We start from the raw sequence: 2,821 nt of genomic DNA, 5'->3' as shown, positions 1-2,821 counted from the left end.
CATTAAATATAACATAATCTATACAAATGGCTCATTTTTTACGCACATAATCACACATTTTTTCAACACAAATGCACGAAGAAGTAACCAAACGAACAAAAGTCAGACGCTGGCACTATACTGAAACGGATGGAAAAAGAGCTGTAATACATTTGTTTTCCAGTCTCTATAACCAAATGGTAATGATCAAATTGCACTGAAAAGTGCTTGAGTACAGGAGTACACATGACGAGTCCTGTTATTGGCACACCTTGGAAGAAGCTAAACGCTCCAGTTTCCGAGGCAGCTATCGAAGGCGTAGACAAGTACTGGCGCGTTGCCAACTATCTTGCAATCGGCCAAATTTATCTTCGCAGCAACCCTCTAATGAAGGAGCCGTTCACTCGCGAAGACGTTAAGCATCGTCTGGTGGGCCACTGGGGCACCACTCCAGGTCTTAACTTCCTTATCGGCCACATTAATCGTTTTATCGCTGATCACCAGCAGAACACCGTGATTATCATGGGTCCAGGCCACGGCGGCCCAGCTGGTACTGCTCAGTCTTACCTCGACGGTACTTACACTGAGTACTATCCAAAGATTACTAAGGACGAAGCTGGTTTGCAGAAGTTCTTCCGTCAGTTCTCTTACCCAGGCGGTATTCCTTCTCACTTCGCTCCTGAAACCCCAGGTTCCATCCACGAAGGTGGCGAGCTTGGTTACGCACTTTCTCACGCTTACGGCGCTGTTATGAACAACCCAAGCTTGTTCGTTCCAGCAATCGTTGGCGATGGTGAAGCTGAGACCGGTCCTTTGGCTACCGGTTGGCAGTCCAACAAGCTTGTGAACCCACGTACCGATGGTATCGTGCTTCCAATCTTGCACTTGAACGGCTATAAGATTGCTAACCCAACAATTCTTTCCCGTATTTCCGATGAGGAGCTTCATGAGTTCTTCCACGGCATGGGTTATGAACCATACGAGTTCGTTGCTGGCTTCGACGATGAGGATCATATGTCCATCCACCGTCGCTTTGCTGACATGTTCGAAACTATCTTCGATGAAATTTGCGATATTAAGGCTGAGGCTCAGACTAACGATGTAACTCGTCCTTACTACCCAATGATTATCTTCCGCACTCCAAAGGGTTGGACCTGCCCGAAGTTCATCGATGGCAAGAAGACCGAAGGTTCTTGGCGTGCACACCAGGTGCCACTGGCATCTGCTCGCGATACCGAAGCTCACTTCGAGGTTTTGAAGAACTGGATGAAGTCCTACAAGCCTGAAGAGCTCTTCGATGAAAAGGGCGCTGTGAAGGAAGACGTTCTTTCCTTCATGCCAAAGGGCGAACTCCGCATTGGTGAAAATCCAAACGCCAACGGTGGTCGTATTCGTGAAGATTTGAAGCTTCCAAAGCTTGAGGATTACGAAGTCAAGGAAGTTAAGGAATTCGGTCACGGCTGGGGTCAGCTCGAAGCTACCCGTCGTCTTGGCGTTTACACTCGTGACATCATCAAGAACAACCCAGATTCCTTCCGTATCTTCGGACCAGATGAGACTGCTTCCAACCGTTTGCAGGCTGCTTACGAAGTAACCAACAAGCAGTGGGATGCTGGCTATCTCTCCGGCTTAGTCGATGAGCACATGGCTGTTACCGGTCAGGTCACCGAGCAGCTTTCCGAGCATCAGATGGAAGGCTTCCTCGAAGGTTACTTGCTCACCGGTCGTCACGGCATCTGGAGCTCCTACGAGTCCTTCGTACACGTTATCGACTCCATGTTGAACCAGCACGCAAAGTGGCTTGAGGCTACCGTTCGTGAGATCCCATGGCGTAAGCCAATCTCCTCTGTGAACTTGTTGGTGTCCTCTCACGTATGGCGTCAGGATCACAACGGCTTCTCGCACCAGGATCCAGGCGTAACCTCCGTGCTCTTGAACAAGACCTTCAACAACGATCACGTAATCGGCATTTACTTCCCAGTAGATTCCAACATGTTGCTTGCTGTTGCTGAAAAGGCTTACAAGTCCACCAACATGATTAATGCTATCTTCGCTGGTAAGCAGCCAGCTGCTACTTGGTTGACTCTCGACGAAGCTCGCGAAGAGCTCGAGAAGGGTGCTGCTGAGTGGAAGTGGGCTTCCAACGCTAAGAACAATGACGAAGTTCAGGTTGTTCTCGCTGGTGTTGGCGATGTTCCACAGCAGGAATTGATGGCAGCTGCCGACAAGTTGAACAAGCTTGGCGTTAAGTTCAAGGTTGTTAACGTTGTTGACTTGCTCAAGTTGCAGTCCGCTAAGGAAAACAACGAAGCTTTGACTGACGAAGAGTTCACTGAGCTCTTCACTGCTGACAAGCCAGTCCTCTTCGCTTATCACTCCTATGCACATGACGTTCGCGGCTTGATTTATGATCGTCCAAACCACGATAACTTCAACGTTCATGGCTACAAGGAGCAGGGCTCCACCACAACGCCATACGATATGGTTCGTGTGAACGACATGGATCGTTACGAGCTTACCGCTGAAGCATTGCGCATGGTTGACGCCGCTAAGTATGCCGACGAAATCAAGAAGCTCGAGGACTTCCGCCTCGAAGCCTTCCAGTATGCAGTCGACAAGGGTCTTGATCACCCAGACTACACCGATTGGGTATGGCCAGGCGTTAAGACCGATAAGCCAGGCGCTGTCACCGCTACCGCTGCAACCGCAGGCGATAACGAGTAGTTTTAAGCTGATAAAGCTAAAATTGGTTAGCTAAAACATTTCGGGAGTCAATCGAAAGATTGGCTCCCGTTTTGTGTATTAAAACAAACAATGCAATAAAACTAGTTATATGCAAAAT

General features: G+C 48.8%; 1 protein-coding gene. It reads left to right on the top strand.

Annotation, left to right across the window (positions count from 1 at the left end; genetic code table 11):
* The first annotated feature begins 225 nt into the window (after positions 1-225).
* The gene (locus A5294_RS06125) at positions 226-2,703 is read left to right on the top strand and encodes a phosphoketolase (protein WP_004111342.1); all 2,478 of its coding nucleotides are present in this window, start codon (positions 226-228) and stop codon (positions 2,701-2,703) included.
* The last annotated feature ends 118 nt before the right edge of the window (positions 2,704-2,821 follow it).

The organism is Gardnerella sp. 30-4 (genome assembly GCF_001641215.1).
GTDB lineage: Bacteria > Actinomycetota > Actinomycetes > Actinomycetales > Bifidobacteriaceae > Bifidobacterium > Bifidobacterium leopoldii.
This window is presented reverse-complemented; position numbering and strand designations above follow the sequence as displayed.

What these genes read in the sequence shown, in the direction of transcription:
- A5294_RS06125 (WP_004111342.1), top strand. Translation starts at nt 226, where the DNA reads ATGACGAGTCCTGTTATTGGCACACCTTGGAAGAAGCTAAACGCTCCA.